This window comes from Kitasatospora sp. NPDC101108 (genome assembly GCF_055584725.1).
The window spans coordinates 473,491-490,184 of sequence record NZ_JBVJLM010000005.1 but is presented as its reverse complement, the minus strand read 5'-3'; the positions used below and the strand labels follow the sequence as shown (position 1 = coordinate 490,184).

The window sequence follows — 16,694 nt, the reverse complement described above, 5'->3', positions numbered from 1 at the left end:
GCTCAGCAGCCCTTGGAGCTGAAGCTCAGCCGCAGGTTGGGCAGTCTGAACCCGACGGCGGTGCTCGCGTAGTTGTGCTGGTTGAGGTGGGTCAGCTGGACGTGGTCGGCCTGCTGGCCGAAGACGCCCTTGCCGCCCTTGCCGACGTCGCCGGCCTTGGTGTACGTGCTGGCGTCGCCGCCGATCTCGATGTTCTTGAACTCCGCGTCGCCGGACAGCAGATCGGAGTCGGTGGTGAGGTCGGAGGCGGACACCGGGGTGCCCTGGTCACCCGCGCGGATCACCAGGTTGACGCCACCGAGGTCGACGCTCTGGCACAGGTTGGTGATCTCGGCGGTCTTGATCGCCGACACCGCGACCAGCACCTGGCCACCGGTACGGCCCTGGTTGGGGCTGCCCGGGATCATGTGGTCCAGCGAGCCGAACTGGGCGAAGCCGTCGCCGTCGAGCCTGTCGGCGGTGATGGTGAACGGCATGCCGGAGATGGAGAACTGCGCGGCGAGCACGCCCTGGGCGGTGAGGGTCATCAGGATGCCCCCGACGGCGACGGCCGGTACGGCCATCAGGGCGGTGCGCTTGATCCGTACCCGGCCTCTTCTGGTCCCGGTCGGCGTCGGGGTCTCCGCCGCGACGGCGGCGTCCTCGGACATGGCCATGTGTGCTCCCTGTGGATGGAAACGGGTGTGCAGGCACTGGCACGTTGCCCTGGCGCGGACAGCGTTGAGCGCGTCCCGGTCGGGCCGTCCGCCGCTCGGCGGCGGGGTGTCCCGGTCGGGGCGCGGTGAGTAACTGGAAGCTACTGCCCGGTAGTTGCGCGGTCAATACGGGTGCACGAAGGATCTTCACCGATCCTCGACGCGAGCCGCCGGTCCGCCTCGGCCGGCCCGAGGAAGGGCGCCAGGCAGAACATGCCCAACACCGGTAGCAGCTCCGGCAGTTGATCGGTGCGACCGGAGGCGATCCGCCGGTAGATCGCGCTGTACACACCGCCCACCACCGCGTCCACCATCTCCTGCACCCCGACACCGCCGGGAAGTTGGGGAACCTCGGCGAAGAACGCCCGGAAGCGGGTGAGGAGTTGATCGCGCTCGCGCCGACCGGCGGACCCGACCGCCTCGATCTCGATCACCGCCATGGTCGCGAAGGACGGTGTCCCGGACAGGAGTTGGAGCATCGCGCCGAGCGCCTCCCGGATCCCCGCGCACCAGTCGGATTCGGCCGCGAAGGCCGCCGCCATCCGCCGGATCACCACCCCGGTGCCGAACCGGTGCGCGGCCAGGAAGGCGTCCTCCTTGCCGCTGAACAGCTCATAGAAGACCGGCCTGGTCACCCCGGCCGCCCGGCAGATGTCGCTGACCGTCGCGTGCTGGTAGCCGCGTTCGGCCACCGTCCGGACCAGCCCGTCCAGCAGCCGTTCGCGCTGGGTCGCGGCGACCACTCCGGCGGGCTGCCGGCGCGGGCCCGGCTTGATCGACCTGGCCGGATCACGGCCGGCCCTGGCACCCGGCAGGAGGAGCACGTCGGAACTCCGGAGGGGCTTGGGATCCATCACCAACTCCTGTGGCCTGTATTGACATTGACGCAACACCCGGTTTACAACACTGCCAGGTTTCCAACCGGTTGTTGCGCAGGCCACCACCGGCCGAATCCGACACCGCTGCACGGCACGCAACACCGCCGACCGCACGAGCGGGCCCGTGGCGCCGGGCCCGCCCCCGGTGCCCGTCCGCCGGCCCGCACCCACTCGCGCTCCGCCGGAGCTGCGGTTCGCCGTGCACCTCCCCCGTCGTGCGCACCACCACACCCGCGCGACGGGGATTCCCCCACCCGTCCCCGGACGGAGAGAGGCACCCTCATGCGCATCCGTCGCACGCTCGCAGCCGCATCCCTCGCCGCCATCGCCCTCACCGGTGCCGCCGTGGCACCCGCCCAGGCCTCCGCCGCCGCCGTCCTGACCCAGGGCAGCGCGAGCGGCCCGGCCATCGCCGTCGGCGACACCCTGGTCGCCAACCTCGCCCCCGGCACCGCCGCCACCTTCACCGACGGCCCCGGCAGCACCAACGGCGTCAGCTGTGCCAACTCCTCGTTCTCCGCCACCGTGACGTCCAACCCGTCCGCCCCCGGCAGCGCGACCGAGCAGCTCAACAGCCAGTCCTTCGACTCCTGCAGTTCCAGCGTCTTCGGCGTGATGAGCGTGCAGAGCGTCACCGCCACCAGCCTGCCCTACACCAACACGGTCACCTCCGGCTCCGGCACCAACGTGTCGCTCAACGGCACCGGCGCCGGCCCGGTGGGCATCACGGTCGTCCTCAACACCCTTCTGGGTACCGTGAGCTGCGTCTACCAGAGCCCCAGCGGCATCACCGGCTCCACCTCGAACACCGACAACAGCATCAGCTTCTCCAACCAGCCCGCCAACCTGGTCTCCGGTCCCGGCCTGTGCTTCTCGACCGGCTACTTCAGCGCCACCTACGGCCCGGTCACCGACACCTCGGTCGCCGGCGGCCCGGTCCTGTACGTCAACTGACGCCCGGGGCCACCGCTCCGCATCCGAGCGGCGTACGGCGGGCAGCAGCCCGTCGTACGCCGCTCCACGGGCGGAACCGGACCCGGCGACAAGCAAGTGACCGGCCGGTAGGGTGGCGCCGCGCGGGCCCGACGGAACGGGCCCGGCGAACCGGAACGGGGCGCGTCAGATGACCAGCGGCAGCAGCGGGAACGGCGACGGCACGGGCTTCTTCACCTCGGTGGCGGACACCGCCGAGCGGCTCGCCGCCACCGGCTACCTCGCCTCCACCGCCGTGGCCACCACCGTCTTCCTCGCCGACCGGCTCGGCAAGCCCCTGCTGGTCGAGGGCCCCGCCGGGGTCGGCAAGACCGAACTCGCCAAGGCCGTCGCCGAACTGGGCGCCGCCCGGCTGGTGCGACTGCAGTGCTACGAGGGCATCGACGAGGCCCGCGCCCTGTACGAGTGGAACCACGCCAAGCAGCTGCTGCGGATCACCGCCGGCCGCGACGAGAGCTGGGACCAGGCTCGCGGCGACATCTTCGGCGAGGAGTTCCTGCTCGCCCGCCCACTGCTCACCGCCATCCGCGGCGAGGAGCCCACGGTGCTGCTGATCGACGAGATGGACAAGGCCGACGTCGAGGTCGAGGCCCTGCTGCTGGAGGTGCTCAGCGACTTCCAGGTGACCGTCCCCGAACTCGGCACCATCACCGCCGGCCGCCGCCCCTTCGTCCTGCTCACCTCCAACGCCACCCGCGAGCTCTCCGAGGCGCTGCGCCGCCGCTGCCTCTTCCTCCACCTCGACTACCCGGACGCCGAGTTGGAGCGGCGGATCGTCCGGCTCAAGGTGCCCGGCCTGGACGACACCCTGGCCGCCTCACTGGTCCGGGTGGTCGGCGCACTGCGGGCCATGGAACTGCGCAAGGCGCCGTCCGTCGCCGAGACCGTCGACTGGGCCCGCACCCTGCTCGCCCTCGGCGCCGACTCCCTGGACGAGACCGTCGTCCGGGACACCCTCGGGGTGATCCTCAAGCACCAGGACGACGTCCGCAAGGCCGCCCAGAAGCTCACCCTCGCGTGACCGCGGCAGGCCCCGCCGACACCGCCGCCCGGCTGACCGGCCTGGTCCGCGCCCTGCGCGGGCACGGCCTGCGGATCGGCCCGGCCGAGACGGTGGACGCCGCCGCCGTGCTCGACGTGCTCGGCTTCGCCGACCGCGAGCAGATGCGGGCCGGCCTGGCCGCCGCCCTGCTGCGCTCGGACGGCCAGCGGACGGTCTTCGACGCCACCTTCGACCTGTTCTTCCCGCTCGGCGTCGGCACCCCCGAAGCCCTGCGCGCCGAGCCGCCGCCCGTACCGGACGACCCCGAGCCGCCGCGCTTCGGCCGCCCCGACCCGCTGCGCGACCGGCTGCGCGAGCGCCTCGCCGCCGCCCTCGCCGCCGACGACCGCGCCGCCCAGGCCCGGCTGGCCGGCGAGGTCGTCGAGGCCTTCGGCCGGTACGGCGCCGGCAGCACCCCCGGCTCCGACGGCTGGTCCGCCCACCAGGCGCTGAACCGCCTCTCCCCCGAGACCCTGCTCGCCCGGATCCTCGCCGCGCTGCGCGAGAACCCCGGACGGGAGGACCCCTCCGGGAAGGACCTCTCCGACCGCGTCCTCGCCGACGAGATCCGCCGCCGCATCCGCGACTTCCGCGCCCTGGTCACCGGCGAGGCCCGCCGCCGGGTCGCCGAACTGCGCGGCCCCGAACGGATCGCGGAGCGCGCCGTCGCCCCCACCGCCGACCGGATCGACTTCCTCCACGCGGGCCGCGAACAGCTCGCCGAACTGCGCCGCACCGTCCACCCGCTGGCCCGCAAGCTCGCCACCCGGCTGGCCGCCCGGCGCCGCCGCGCCGCCCGCGGCCGGATCGACCTGCGCCGCACCCTGCGCCGCTCGCTCACCACCGGCGGAGTCCCGCTGCGACCGGCGTACCGGCTGCGCCGCCCGGCCCGGCCGGAGCTGGTGCTGCTGTGCGACGTGTCCGGCTCGGTGGCGGGTTTCGCCGACTTCACCATGCTGCTGGTCCAGGCGATGGGCGAACAGTTCAGCAAGGTCCGGGTGTTCGCGTTCGTCAACCGCACCGCCGAGGTCACCGACCTGCTGCGGCGCGGCCAGGACGAGCCGGCCCGCCTCGCCGCGCGCATCCTCGCCGAGGCCGAGGTGACGGGCCACCACGGCAACAGCGACTACGGCTCCGCCCTCGGCGAGTTCGCCGACCACCACCTGGACGCCGTCGGCCCGCGCACCTGCGTCCTCGTCCTCGGCGACGCCCGCACCAACCACCGCGACCCCAACCTGGACGCCCTGCGCCGGATCGCCGCCCGGGCCCGGCGGGTCTTCTGGCTCAACCCCGAACAGCCCGCGCTCTGGTCGACCGGCGACTCCGCCGCCCCGGCCTACGCGGACGTCGTGGAGATGCACTCCTGCCGCAACGCCCGCCGGCTCGGCGAACTGATCGCCCGCCTGCTGCCGGTCTGACGCCCCGGGTGAGTTTCGGGTCGTCCGGGCCACCGTGGCGGGGGACCGCCGCCTGGTGGGCGACGGTCCCCGTTTCGCGGCCGGAAGCCGTCACCCGACGCGCAGGTGGTCCGGGGCCGGCCGCGGGGTGGCGACCGGCGCGCGGTCGGCGGACGGCGCCGCGGCCGGGACGGGCCGCAGGGGCCACCAGAGGGAGCGGCCGAGCAGGGCCGCCACGGCCGGGACCGTGACGAGGGAGAGGACCACGGCGGAGAGCAGGATCCCGAGGGTCAGCGAGAAGGCGATCTGCTCGCTGCCCGGCGTGGTGGCCAGGCTGGCGAAGGAGCCGGCCAGGACCAGGCCCGCCGTGGCGACGGCCGGGGCGGTGTGGCGGACGGCGCGGGCCACGGCGGCGCGGGCCGGACCGGGCCGGTGCATCTCCTCGCGGATGCGGTCGGTGATCAGGATGTTGTAGTCGGTGCCCAGGGCGACGACGAACAGGAACAGCACCAGGGGCAGGGTGAAGGCGACGCCGGGCTCGCCCAGGCCGTGCTGGAACAGCAGGGTGGCGGCGCCGAGGGTGGCCGCGAACCCGAGGCCGACCGCGAGCATCAGGGCCACCGGGGCGAGCAGGCTGCGCAGGAGCAGCAGCAGGATCAGGGCGATCAGGGCGGCGGCGACCGGGAAGACCACGGTCAGGTCGTGGTCGACGGCGGTGGAGATGTCGGCGAAGATCGCCGCCGTGCCGCCCACGTGGCCGGTCGTCCCGTCCGGGGCGTGCCCGGCGACCGCGGCGCGGACCGGGCCGGAGGCGAGGTCGCGGGCCCGCTGGCTCTGCGGGTCGGCGTTCAGGTAGAGGTCGATCCGGGCGGCGCGGTGGTCGTCGGCGAGGACGGTCCGGCCCACCTGGCCGACACCCTCGACCCCGGTGAGGGCGTGGGCGAGACCGTCGAACCGGCCGGCGTCCAGGGTGCCGCCGTCCTTGGCCACCAGGTAGACGGTCGTCGGGTCGGACACCCCGGCCGGCAGGGCGCGGGAGATCTCCGCGGCGGTGGCGGTGGCCGGCGTCCTGGTGTCGTCGGCCTGGCTGTAGTTCATCCGGAGCCCGGCCGTACCGGCGGCCAGCGCGCCGAGCAGGGCGACGGAGGCGAGCAGCAGCGCCAGCGGACGGCGGGCGACCAGGTCCCCGAGGCGGGCGGCGAGGCCCGGCCGCGGCACCCGCCGCAGGCTGCGCGACGGCCAGAAGATCTTGCGTCCGCAGGCGGCCAGCAGGGCGGGCATCAGGGTCAGGCTGCCCAGCAGCATGACCAGCACGGCGACGGCGATCGCCGGGCCGAGCGAGCGGAACAGGCCGAAGGACGCCACACCGAGGGTGGCGAAGGCGGCCACGATGGTCAGCGCGGCGGAGGTGATCGCGGTGCCGACCCGGCCGGACACCTCGGCGGCGGCCTCCCGGGCGGGCTGCTCGGGCCGCGCCCGCAGCTGCTCGCGGAACCGGAAGAGCAGGAACAGCAGGTAGTCGACGCCGATGCCGAGCAGGACCACGGAGATCAGACCCGGGGTGCCGGCGTCCAGCTTGAGGCCGGCGAGCGCGGCCGCGCCGGCCACCGCGCCGGTGGCCGCGCCGCCGATCACGGCGACCGCGAGCAGCGGCAGCACCGCGGCGAGGACGCTGCGGAACACCAGCACGTTGAGCAGGACGATCAGTCCCGTGACGAGGGCGCCGCCGATCGTCGCGGCGGTGCGGTTGGCGTCGGCGCTGTCCGCCACCTGGGCCAGGCTGCCGGTGAACCCGGTGCGCATCCCGAGGTCGGCGAACCGTGCGCGGGCGTCGTCCCGGAAGACCCGGAAGACGCCCTGCACTCCCTCCTCGGAGGCGTTGCCGGTGAGTTCGACCGACAGCAGTTCGAAGGTCCGGTCGGGCGCCACCGTCGCGGGGGCGATCCGGGGTGTCTGGGAGTGGTCGGGGACGAGGAACTCCGGCTCGTCCTCCCGCCGGGGCATCGTGACCCGGTGGGTGGCGAGCTTCGCGGCCTCGGCCTCGATCCGCTGCTGGTCGGCGGCGGCGAGCACCTTGCCGTCGGTCCGGGCGACCAGCACCGTGACCGTGGTGGCGTCCGACTTCACCCCGAAGTGCTCCTCGGCGATCCGCAGCGCGGCGGCCGAGTCGTAGCTCCGGGGCAGGAAGTCCCCGCTCTGGGACTGGGTCACCCGGGACATCAGCGCCGGGCCGAGGACCGCCAGCCCCATGCCCAGCACCGCCCACAGGGCGATGACCTTCCACGCGTGTTTGGTGGCGAACCCGGTCAGTGCGCGGATCACGATTCCTCCGGCTGATGGACGCGAACGTCGGCTTCGGCACCGGGAGTTCCCGGCGCCTGTCTCCAGACCATCAGGTGAAGGGGTGCCCGAGCGTCCGAGCAGCGGACGATCCGGGGCCGGGCCCGCACTCCCCCACCTGCGGCGGAACCGGGACCGTGCTCCTGGTCCGGGCCCCTGCTCCTCCGCCCGGGGGACCATGCCCGGGCCGGACGGCCGATGCCAGAATGGGGCGTCAGCGCTGGTCGGCCGGGAGGAATCAGATGGACGGGCGTCAGCGCCCCGGGACGGACACGGGTACGGACGGGCCACGGGGGGACTGGACGGACCGCCTGCCGTGGACCCGTACGGACGCCCTGGTGGCCATCGGCGCCGGCACGCTGGACCTGCTCGGCTACCTGCTGCTCGGCCCGCTGACCAACGTCCGCGGCATGTCCGTGGCGGCCTTCGCGTTGACCGTCCTCTCCGGTCTGCCACTGCTGGCCCGGCGCAGCCACCCGGTGCCGGCGCTGGCCGTCGTCCTGGCGCTCCAGGCGGCGGCCGACCTGCTCGCCCCGATGGGCTCGCACTTCGGCGCGGTGCTGGCCGTCGCGCTGTACTCGGTCGGGGTGACCCGCGGCGTCCCGGTGACCGCGGCCGCCGTGCTGGTGACGGCGGTGAGCACGACGCTGAGCCAGTTCCGCCTTCACGCCCCGCTCGTGGAGCAGCTCGTCGCCGACCCGGCGGCCGCCGTCATGGTGGGAACGGCCGGTCTGGCGGTGTCCCGCTGGCAGCGCGAGGTGGAGGCCAACCGCCGGCTGCTGGCCGACCGCGCGGTGGCCGAGGAACGCCGCCGGATCGCCCGGGAGCTGCACGACATCGTGGCCCACCACATCACCACCATGCAGCTGATGGCCGGCGGCGCCCGGGCCAACCTCGACCACCAGGAGGTGGTCCGGGACGCCCTGGTCACCCTGGAGTCCTCCGGACGGCTGGCGCTGCGCGAGATGCGCCAGCTGCTGAACGTCCTGCGGGCCGGCGACGAACCGGACTCCGCCCCGCCGCTGCCCCAGCCCGGGGCGGACGAGGTGGGCCGGCTGGTGGACGAGTCCTGCCTGGCCGGGCTGCCCACCGAGCTCACCGTCGAGGGGCCCCCGCGTCCGCTGCCGCCGACCGTCGGCCTGACCGTGTTCCGGATCGTCCAGGAGGGCCTGACCAACGCCCGCAAGTACGCCGGCCCGGCCCGGGCGTCCGTTCGCCTGGCCTACCACCCGGACCGGGTGACCGTCGAGGTGCGGGACGACGGCGGCGGCGCGCCCCCGCCGGAACGCGGACCGGGCGCGGGCCCCGCCGGGTACGGCCTGCTCGGCATGCGCGAGCGCGTCGCCCTGCACGGCGGCACCCTGACGACCGGCCCCCGGCCGGACGGCGGCTTCGCGGTGCGGGCCGAACTCCCGCTGACCGGCGCCGAATCGGCCGAGGCCGCCGTCCAGCACGGGCAGGCGGTCCGATGACCGGCGGCACCGGCCCGGCGGACAGCGCCGGCCCCGCGATCAGGGTGCTCATCGTGGACGACCAGCCGCTGGTCCGGCGCGGCCTGTCGCTGATCCTCTCCCCCGACCCGGGCCTCGACGTGGTCGGCGAGGCCGAGGACGGGGAGCAGGCCGTCGCCGCCGCCCTCCGGCTGCGCCCCGACGTCGTGGTGATGGACATCCGGATGCCCGTCCTGGACGGCGTCGGCGCGACCCAGCGGCTGGCCCGGGACCTGCCCGGTTGCCGGGTGCTGGCCCTGAGCACCTTCGACATGGACGAGTACGTGGTGGCCGCGCTGCGCGCCGGGGCCCACGGGTTCCTGCCCAAGGACGTCTCCCCCGAGGACCTGGCCGCGGCGATCCGGACCGTGCACGCCGGGGAGGCGGTGGTCGCCCCGCGGCTGCTCACCCGGCTGATCTCGACCTACGTCCGGGCACCCGTCGCCGCCGCCGTCCCGGCGCCGCCGGTCCTCGCCACCGGCGAGCTCACGCCCCGCGAGGTCGAGGTCTGGCGGCTGATCGCCACCGGCCTGGACAACGCCGCGATCTCACTGGCCCTGGACATCAGCCAGTCCACGGTGAAGAACTACATCACCAGCATCTTCGGCAAGCTCGACGTCCGGGACCGCGCCCAGGCCGTCATCGCGGCCTACGAGTCCGGCCTGGTCACCGCCCGCACGGGCAGCGGCGACCGGGCCGGGCAGGGGACGTAGCTAGTCCAGGCTCTTCAGGAAGTCCAGCAGCGCCCCGGTCACCTCGGCCGGGCGCTCCTGCTGGGTCCAGTGCCCGGTGTCCGGCAGCCGGACGTGCCGGTGCAGCCTGGGCAGCCGGTCCAGCAGGTAGGCCAGGGCCTCCGCCGGGATCAGCGCGTTGACCAGGTCCTGCTCGCCCGCGACGTACAGCGCCGGCACCTCGACCGTCACACCGGTGAAGGCGGCCAGCAGTTCGGCGTTGCGGTCCAGGTTGCGGTACCAGTTGAGGCCGCCGGTGAAGGCCCGCCCGCCGTGCGGCGCGTAGTCGGCGGTGAAGGCGTCGAGGTCCGCGTCGGTGAGCCAGTCCGGCAGCTTCTCGGGCTCGGGGACGGTGTCCAGCAGGGTCTTTCCCTCGGGCACGATCCACGGGCGCGGCACGCCGTCCGGCTGGACGCCGCACAGGATGCGCCGCAGGCTGGACTTCACGTCGGCCGCCAACTCGGCGTCGGCGCGGCCCGGTTCCTGGAAGTAGATCTGGTAGAAGCCGTCCCCGAAGTTCTCCCGGGCGGCTTGCAGCGGCGGCGGCCCGCCGACCGGCAGCGGCGGCACGCTCAGCCCGGCGACGCCGCGCACCAGGTCCGGCCGCAGCGCCGCGGTGGCCCAGGCGACCGGCGCGCCCCAGTCGTGCCCGACGACCACGGCCCGCTCCGCGCCGAGCGCGCCGATCAGCGCGGTCACGTCGCCGACCAGGTGCAGCAGGGTGTACTTGTCCACGTCCTCCGGCTGCGAGCTGCGGGCGTAGCCGCGCTGGTCGGGGGCGACCACCCGGTACCCGGCCGCGGCGAGCGGCGCGAACTGGTGCCGCCAGGAGTACCAGCTCTCCGGGAAGCCGTGCAGCAGCAGGACCAGCGGCCCCTCTCCCTGTTCCGCGAGGTGCAGCCGTACGCCGTTCACCTCGACGTGGCTGTGCTTGATCGCCTCGTTCAACTCCCGCTCCCGGTTCGGTCCGTCACATGGTCGCTTCGATCCGAACCTGCCCAGCGCGGCGGGTCCGGAACCCCGGGGGTACGAAGCGGCCGAGGCCGCCCCGGAGTTCCGGGACGGCCTCGGCCTCAGCTCGCGCTGAACTGATTGAGCGTCAGTTCACCGTGTAGCTGTAGGGGATCGCCGCGAGCACCGAACCGGTGGTGCCGAGGCTGTTGTTGGCGGTCGGCACGAAGGTCGGGCCGGACACCAGGTAGAGCACACCCTTGACCGTGCTGCCCTTCGGGCCGGTCGGGGTGAGGGTCACCTGCAGCGAGCCGGTGGCGCCGGGGGCGACGGTCACCGGGGCGGCGGCCGGGGCCGAGGCGTTGACACCGGAGGCGTACGGGTCACCGGTGCTGGAGGTCAGCGCCGGGTCGAACGCCAGGGTGTGCGCGGTGGCGGTGATGGTGGAGGTGCCCTTCGGCGCGCCGGCGGGGCCGAACGGGCCGATCTGCTGGACGAAGGAGCCCCAGGCACCCGGGACGACCGGCTGCTCGGCGCTGCCCTTGGAGGTGGCGACCGAGATGGTCGAGCCGTCCTGGGCCTTCTTCAGGTCACCGAAGAGGTCCGGCGAGGCGGTGGTGGCGCTCAGCTCGACCTGCGCCGGCGTCGTGGACGCCGCCACGGCCTTGAGCTGGTCGGTGCCCGGGGGCACCAGGAAGCTCGGCACCGAGGAGGTGAGGCTCAGCGGCAGGTTGACGCTGGCCGAGGCACCCTGCGGCACCAGCGGCAGGTCGACGCGCTTGTCGAGGCGGCCGTCGGCCGCGATCGACTGGGGGGCGACCGTGTTGTTGGTGTAGTTCACGTTGACCGTGACCGGCTTGCCGGCCGCCAGCTTGGTCTTCGCGTCGTTCGGCAGACCGGCCGCGGTGGCCTGGTTCTGGTTGAACGCGATGGTGCCGGCGAAGTCCTGCGCGAGCTCCTGGCCGCTGACCGGGCCGAGCACGTTCAGGACGAAGCGCCAGTGGCCCTCGGCCGGGTTGACCGTGGTGGCCGAGACGCCGTTGGCGGTGCCGGTGACGTTGCCCTGGGCGTCGAACAGCACGTTGCCCTCGATGTCGATCGGGGTGCCGTTCGGGCTGATCAGCGCGCCCTGCATGAACAGGTTCGCGTCCTTGGCGACGGTGACGCCGACCCGCAGGTCCTTCTGGCCCTTCGGGACGTCGAAGCCGTAGGCGAACATCTGCGTCGGCGAGGAGCCGCGGCCGTTGCCACCGGTGATGGTGCCGGTGAAGGTGCCCTTGCCGTCCTTGACCGGGACGAGGCTGCGCAGCACGACCGGAACGCTGGTGGTGTTGCCGTTCGAGCTGGAGACCACGACGGCCTCGCTGCTGTCACCGCTGGTCGCCGGGGTGGTGAGCTGGACCTTGAGGGTCTTCGTCTCACCCGGCTTCAGGTCGGTGGTGTTCGGGCTCACCGCGCCGGCCGGGACCGCGCGCTGGGTGGAGGTGCCGAGCTGGACGTCACCGTTGTAACCGGCCTTGCCCGCCGGGGTGTAGAGGACCGCGGTCCACTCGCCGGCCACCGGGTGCGGGACGTCGACCAGGCCGAAGTTGGCCGGGGTGGCGCCGCCCTGCGGACGGGTGTTGGTCTCGAAGCGGCCCGACGGGTCGAGCAGCGTCATGCGGACCACGGGGCCGTTGGTGACCGGGTTCGGGCCGCCGTGCCAGGCGATCGACGCCGCGAGGCGGTCGGCACCGGCCGGAACGGTGAACTTGACCTGCTTCTGCACCCAGGTGGCACCGTTGGTGGCGTACTTGAAGGTGTCGGTCGCGGACGAGTCCAGCTTGACGGTCTGCTGGTTGTTCGCCTGCGGCGCGAAGCTGCGGGTGGTGGCGCTCACCGACTGGGTCTCGTCACTGGTGTTGGTGACGGAGACGTCGGCGGTGTGGGTCGAGCCCGGGGCGCCGGAGATGTTCACCTGGCCGGTGTTCACCACGACGGTGCGGGCACCGTCGGTGCCGTCGCCGTCGTCGTAGCCGCGGGCGGCCTCGACGGCGGCCCGGACGTTCAGCAGACCGGCGCCCTGCTCCTCGGCCGGGACGCCGAGGTCGGTGGCGGTGCCGGTGATGAGCTTCTTCACCAGCGCCGGGGACGGCGAGTCGCCGCCGTGGGTGTCGCGGTAGGCCTGGATGACCAGGGCCGCGGCGCCGGTGACGAACGGGGCGGCCTGGCTGGTGCCACCGAACGACTGGATGTTGGTGGGCTTGCCGTTGAAGTTGGTGCAGTCCGCGAACTTGGAGGTGTCGGCGGTGCACAGCGCCCAGTCCGACTCGCCCGGGGCGACCAGGTCGAGGGTCCGGCCGGCCATGGTGAAGCCGCCCGAGGACAGCGCCGAGATCCGGCTGTTGCTCCAGGTCCCGTTGGAGAACTTGGAGGCCGCGTAACCGGTCTGCTGGTAGTTCTGGTTGTCCGTCGAGGCGCCGACCGAGATCACGTACGGGTCGGTGGCCGGGGTGCCGATGGTGCCGCTCAGTCCCGCGTCACCGGTGGAGACAGCGACGGTGACACCGGCCTTGACGGCCTGCTCGTTGAAGAGCGCGATGGTGTCGTGGGCGCCGCTGTCCGGGGTGACGTTGCCGCCGAAGGACTCGTTCAGGACGTCCACGTGGGCGACCCGCACCGCGTAGTCGATGGACTGCAGGATCGACGAGTTGGACATCATCTCGCCGCCGGCCTTCAGGGCGACCAGGTCGGCGTCCGGGGCGAGGCCGCGGACGTGGATGTTGCAGCCGGCCGGCAGCGGGTGCGAGGCGTTGACCCACTGCGAGACGTCGTAGGTCTGACGGCCCTGGGCGATGACCGCCGAGGCGTCGCCGAAGGCCTCGGCGCCACCGCTCGGCGTGTTCCAGCCCTCACCCGAGAAGTCCTGGTAGTCGACCACGGCGTGCGAACCGTCGGCCCGGATGAAGTCCGGGTTGTTCGGGTCGAGCGCGTCGGCGATGTAGGCGACCTTGACGCCCTTGCCGGTGGCCAGGTTCTCCACGCCGGGGTTGCCGTTGCCGGTGTAGGCGTGCACCGAGTAGAGGCCCTCGGGCTCCATCAGCGGCTTGGACGGGTCCGAGGGGCAGACCGTGTTGGTCGCGTTCTCCTGGGAGGCCTGGCCGTTGCTGCCCGTAACGGCCTTCGAGGCGTCGCCGGACTTGCCCGAGGACGCGGCCGCGGTGTCCGCGTCCTTCTTCGCCTTGGCCCCGGCGACCGGGGCGACCTGGACCTGGGTGTCCGCGACGACGGCGGCGACCGCCGGGTCGGCCTGCAGCGAGGCGCGCAGGGCCGGGCTGACCGTGGCCGAGAAGGCGTTGCCGACCACGAAGCTCTTGACGTTGGTGCCGCCGTTGGCCTTGACCTTGTTCAGCAGCGGCGCCTGCGAGTTGGCGGTCTTCTGCTGACGGGCGCCCAGGTGACCGTGGTCGGCCGGGGCGTCCGCTATCTGGTCCTTCAGGATCACGATCACCGGCGCCGGCGCCCCGTCCGAGGACGCCGCCTGGGCGTTCTGCGGATCCTGGGCCGGAGCTGCGCTCGCGATGGTCCCGAGGCTCAGGACCATGGACGCGGCGGTGACGGTGACGGCGGCTGCTAGCTGGGTCTTGCGCCAGCCGATCAATGGACATCCTTTCGTCTGATGAGACGTCAGGTTGCACGGCTGAGCGTACCCGGATCCTGGTCGGACGCGTGTGCTCCGGACCGCGCGTCCCGACAGCGGACGCATTCCAGCGCATCCGACACGACCACGACAAGGGGCGAAATCCCCATCAGGAAGTAAAAATGACCATCAGAAAGTAAAATACACAGTATAAATCCGGCGGCGTCCGCCCCTTTTTCACCGATCAGAGCCGGTCGGAGAACGGTGAGAACTGGCCGATCGACCTGCAAAAAGTGCCAGTGGCGGAATCTGGCCATCGGCGGAACATCGCCACCGCCTGCATACTTGTCGACACTTCGACACTTCGACACTGCGACCCTTCCTTCCCCGTCGACCGAGGCCGAAACCACGCACTTCGGCGGCCCCGGGCGGAAGCCGCACGGGCGGCCGGGGAGTTCGTCCACGCACCCCGGCCGCCCGGCGGTTCCGGTCAGGCCGCGTCAGGTTCCGCCACCCGCCACGACAGCACCGTCAGGAGGCGGCGGCCGGCCGCTCCTGGGCGTCCGCCAGGTCCTCGGCCGTCGGCGCGTCGTCCTGCGTCAGCCGCCGGCGCCAGTACCCGGTGAAGTCGATGTGCTCCTTCGGCACCCCCCGCTCCCCGACCAGATGCCGGCGCACCGCCCGTACCGCCCCCGCCTCCCCGGCCAGCCAGACGAAGGGCCGCCCGCCCGGCAGCACGCCGTCCCGGAACGCCGCGGTCAGCGCGCTGCCCGGGGCCGCGCCGTCCCGGTGCAGCCAGCGCACCTCCAACTCGGCTCGACTGCACAGCTCCTGGCGTTCCGCCCGGTCCTCGACCTCGATCCAGGCGTACGCCCGAACTCCCTCGGGCAGCGCCTCCAGCAGCGTCGCCACGGCCGGCAGCGCCGTCTCGTCCCCCGCCAGGAGCACCCAGTCGGCCTCCGCCGCGGCCTCGGCGAACGGGACCGGCGGGGCGTACAGCGCGGACGGTCCGACCAGGCCGAGCACGTCCCCCGGCGCGGCCCCCAGTGCCCAGGCGGCGGCCGGGCCGGCATCGCCGTGCAGCACGAAGTCGACCTCGATCCGGCGGGTGCCGGGGTGCCTGCGGCGCAGGGTGAAGCTGCGCAGCAGCGGGCGCTCGGCCTCGGGGACGGCCAGGTAGGCCTGGTACCAGCCCATCGGGTCGTCCTGCTGGGCGGGCAGCACCGGCCGGGGCTGGCCGGGGCGCGGGAAGCAGAGCTTGAGCTGCTGGTCGGGCGTGGTCCCCACGGTGTCGGCCAGGGTCTCGGCCTCGAAGGTGACCCGGGCGGTGCGCGGCGTGATCCGGTCGACCGCCACGACCTCGACGAAGGTGACTGGCAGTGTCATCGCGAAACCCCTTCGGTACGGAATGCTGATAACCTTACGGCATAAAGAGTTACCGTCATGCGGATACTTTACGCCATAAGGAGATGCTGGATGACCGTCTACGCCGGGCAGGGAGACCCCGATCGCTCACTCGCCCTCCTCTGGGGCCGGGCCGAGGAGCCGCGCACCGGGCGCAGCGGCCCGAAACCGGTCCTGAGTGTGGACGCGATCGTGTCCGCCGGAATCGCGGTGGCCGACGCCGAGGGGATGGCCGCCCTGTCGATGCGCGCCGTGGGCGAACGGCTCGGCCGCACCGCGATGGCGCTGTACACCTACGTGCCCGGCAAGGCCGAACTGCTCGACCTGATGCACGACCGGGTACTCGCCGAACTCCCCGGTGAGCTCCCACCGTCGGACGACTGGCGGGCCGCCGTCACCGCCTGGGCCGAGCAGTTGTACGCCTGCTACCTGCGCCACCCCTGGGTGCTCCAGGTCTCGCAGGCCCGGCCCGTCCTCGGACCGGCCGAACTCGCTGCGATGGAAAGCCTGCTGGGCGCTCTCCAGCCGGCCGCACTGGCCCCGGACCGACTGCGCGGGGCGGTCGCCGCACTCTGGCAGTTCGTCCGCGGCACGGCCGCCGCCACCGCGGAGGCGCGCGGCGCCGCAGCCGCCACCGGCGTCGCCGACGAGGACTGGTGGCACGCCCGCTCGATCCGACTCGCCGAACTGGCACCGGACTTCCCGCAGCGCTTCCCACTGCTGACCGCCCTGCAGAGCACCGGAGGCGGGGCGCCCGAGGACGGTGGCCGGGAGGCCTTCCGGGCCGGACTCGCGGTGCTGCTCGACGGGGTGGCCTCGGGGGGCGGGAGCTGACCCGGCAGTCGCGCCCGGGCTGCCCTGCCGGGCCTGCCGGGTAGCCCTGCCGGGCCTGCCAGGTCAGCCCTGGCGGGCGGCCGGGATCGCCAGCAGGACGCCGAGCACCAGCAGCACGGCGTACCCGGCGGTCTCGTGGCCGTCCGGCACCAGGAAGCGGACGAAGCCGAACAGCCGGAAGCCCCCGAGCCGGTCGGACACCAGGCCGGTGCCGCCGCCCAGGATCAGCACGAAACCGAGGTAGCCGAGCAGGTTCTTCATGCCCGCGAGCCTAGGAATCCGCCACCGCCCGCCCAACCGACTTTCGGCGCGACCGGCGA

13 protein-coding genes are annotated in these 16,694 nt (G+C 73.4%); 6 read left to right on the top strand and 7 right to left on the bottom strand.

Annotated elements, in window-relative coordinates:
- Window positions 1-2: 2 nt before the first annotated feature.
- Window positions 3-656, bottom strand: a complete 654-nt coding sequence (locus ACZ6Z8_RS15060) for a DUF6230 family protein (RefSeq protein ID WP_465609753.1) — start codon at window positions 654-656, stop codon at window positions 3-5.
- A 140-nt stretch (window positions 657-796) separates the two neighbouring features.
- Entirely contained in the window at window positions 797-1,549 is a 753-nt protein-coding gene (locus ACZ6Z8_RS15055) for a TetR/AcrR family transcriptional regulator (protein ID WP_465609752.1), read from the bottom strand.
- Window positions 1,550-1,855: 306 nt separating this feature from the next.
- Here ACZ6Z8_RS15055 and ACZ6Z8_RS15050 point away from each other — a divergent pair, with 306 nt between their 5' ends.
- From ACZ6Z8_RS15050 to ACZ6Z8_RS15040, 3 genes are all read left to right on the top strand, one after another.
- The gene (locus ACZ6Z8_RS15050) at window positions 1,856-2,527 is read left to right on the top strand and encodes a Tat pathway signal sequence domain protein (protein ID WP_465609749.1); all 672 of its coding nucleotides are present in this window, start codon (window positions 1,856-1,858) and stop codon (window positions 2,525-2,527) included.
- A 169-nt stretch (window positions 2,528-2,696) separates the two neighbouring features.
- Window positions 2,697-3,587, top strand: coding sequence for an AAA family ATPase (locus ACZ6Z8_RS15045; protein WP_465609747.1), 891 nt, complete (start codon window positions 2,697-2,699; stop codon window positions 3,585-3,587).
- Complete coding sequence (locus ACZ6Z8_RS15040; RefSeq protein ID WP_465609745.1) at window positions 3,584-5,026, top strand: VWA domain-containing protein; 1,443 nt, start codon at window positions 3,584-3,586, stop codon at window positions 5,024-5,026. Before ACZ6Z8_RS15045 ends, ACZ6Z8_RS15040 begins: the two co-directional genes overlap by 4 nt.
- A 90-nt stretch (window positions 5,027-5,116) precedes the next feature.
- Here ACZ6Z8_RS15040 and ACZ6Z8_RS15035 read toward each other — a convergent pair whose 3' ends face one another.
- Window positions 5,117-7,327 (bottom strand): MMPL family transporter, encoded by a 2,211-nt coding sequence (locus ACZ6Z8_RS15035; RefSeq protein WP_465609744.1) that lies wholly within the window; start codon window positions 7,325-7,327, stop codon window positions 5,117-5,119.
- Window positions 7,328-7,587: 260 nt separating this feature from the next.
- Here ACZ6Z8_RS15035 and ACZ6Z8_RS15030 point away from each other — a divergent pair, with 260 nt between their 5' ends.
- Window positions 7,588-8,817, top strand: a complete 1,230-nt coding sequence (locus ACZ6Z8_RS15030; protein ID WP_465609742.1) for a sensor histidine kinase — start codon at window positions 7,588-7,590, stop codon at window positions 8,815-8,817.
- Entirely contained in the window at window positions 8,814-9,548 is a 735-nt protein-coding gene (locus ACZ6Z8_RS15025) for a response regulator transcription factor (RefSeq protein ID WP_465609740.1), read from the top strand. Before ACZ6Z8_RS15030 ends, ACZ6Z8_RS15025 begins: the two co-directional genes overlap by 4 nt.
- Here the strand turns inward: ACZ6Z8_RS15025 and ACZ6Z8_RS15020 are convergent, their stop codons facing one another.
- From ACZ6Z8_RS15020 to ACZ6Z8_RS15010, 3 genes are all read right to left on the bottom strand, one after another.
- Window positions 9,549-10,514 carry an alpha/beta fold hydrolase gene (locus ACZ6Z8_RS15020; RefSeq protein ID WP_465609738.1) on the bottom strand — a complete coding sequence of 322 codons (966 nt, stop codon included), beginning with the start codon at window positions 10,512-10,514 and terminating at the stop codon, window positions 9,549-9,551.
- Window positions 10,515-10,665: 151 nt separating this feature from the next.
- Window positions 10,666-14,157 (bottom strand): S8 family serine peptidase, encoded by a 3,492-nt coding sequence (locus ACZ6Z8_RS15015; RefSeq protein ID WP_465609736.1) that lies wholly within the window; start codon window positions 14,155-14,157, stop codon window positions 10,666-10,668.
- A 510-nt stretch (window positions 14,158-14,667) separates the two neighbouring features.
- Window positions 14,668-15,522, bottom strand: a complete 855-nt coding sequence (locus ACZ6Z8_RS15010) for a siderophore-interacting protein (RefSeq protein ID WP_465609735.1) — start codon at window positions 15,520-15,522, stop codon at window positions 14,668-14,670.
- A gap of 90 nt (window positions 15,523-15,612) precedes the next feature.
- On the opposite strand from ACZ6Z8_RS15010, the gene ACZ6Z8_RS15005 reads away from it, so the two are divergent.
- Window positions 15,613-16,374, top strand: a complete 762-nt coding sequence (locus ACZ6Z8_RS15005; protein WP_465609733.1) for a TetR/AcrR family transcriptional regulator — start codon at window positions 15,613-15,615, stop codon at window positions 16,372-16,374.
- 63 nt (window positions 16,375-16,437) lie between these two features.
- Here the strand turns inward: ACZ6Z8_RS15005 and ACZ6Z8_RS15000 are convergent, their stop codons facing one another.
- Window positions 16,438-16,635, bottom strand: coding sequence for a hypothetical protein (locus ACZ6Z8_RS15000; RefSeq protein ID WP_402817750.1), 198 nt, complete (start codon window positions 16,633-16,635; stop codon window positions 16,438-16,440).
- Window positions 16,636-16,694: the final 59 nt, after the last annotated feature.

What these genes read in the sequence shown, in the direction of transcription:
- ACZ6Z8_RS15060 (WP_465609753.1), bottom strand. Translation starts at nt 656, where the DNA reads ATGGCCATGTCCGAGGACGCCGCCGTCGCGGCGGAGACCCCGACGCCG.
- ACZ6Z8_RS15055 (WP_465609752.1), bottom strand. Translation starts at nt 1,549, where the DNA reads ATGGATCCCAAGCCCCTCCGGAGTTCCGACGTGCTCCTCCTGCCGGGT.
- ACZ6Z8_RS15050 (WP_465609749.1), top strand. Translation starts at nt 1,856, where the DNA reads ATGCGCATCCGTCGCACGCTCGCAGCCGCATCCCTCGCCGCCATCGCC.
- ACZ6Z8_RS15045 (WP_465609747.1), top strand. Translation starts at nt 2,697, where the DNA reads ATGACCAGCGGCAGCAGCGGGAACGGCGACGGCACGGGCTTCTTCACC.
- ACZ6Z8_RS15030 (WP_465609742.1), top strand. Translation starts at nt 7,588, where the DNA reads ATGGACGGGCGTCAGCGCCCCGGGACGGACACGGGTACGGACGGGCCA.
- ACZ6Z8_RS15025 (WP_465609740.1), top strand. Translation starts at nt 8,814, where the DNA reads ATGACCGGCGGCACCGGCCCGGCGGACAGCGCCGGCCCCGCGATCAGG.
- ACZ6Z8_RS15010 (WP_465609735.1), bottom strand. Translation starts at nt 15,522, where the DNA reads ATGACACTGCCAGTCACCTTCGTCGAGGTCGTGGCGGTCGACCGGATC.
- ACZ6Z8_RS15005 (WP_465609733.1), top strand. Translation starts at nt 15,613, where the DNA reads ATGACCGTCTACGCCGGGCAGGGAGACCCCGATCGCTCACTCGCCCTC.
- ACZ6Z8_RS15000 (WP_402817750.1), bottom strand. Translation starts at nt 16,635, where the DNA reads ATGAAGAACCTGCTCGGCTACCTCGGTTTCGTGCTGATCCTGGGCGGC.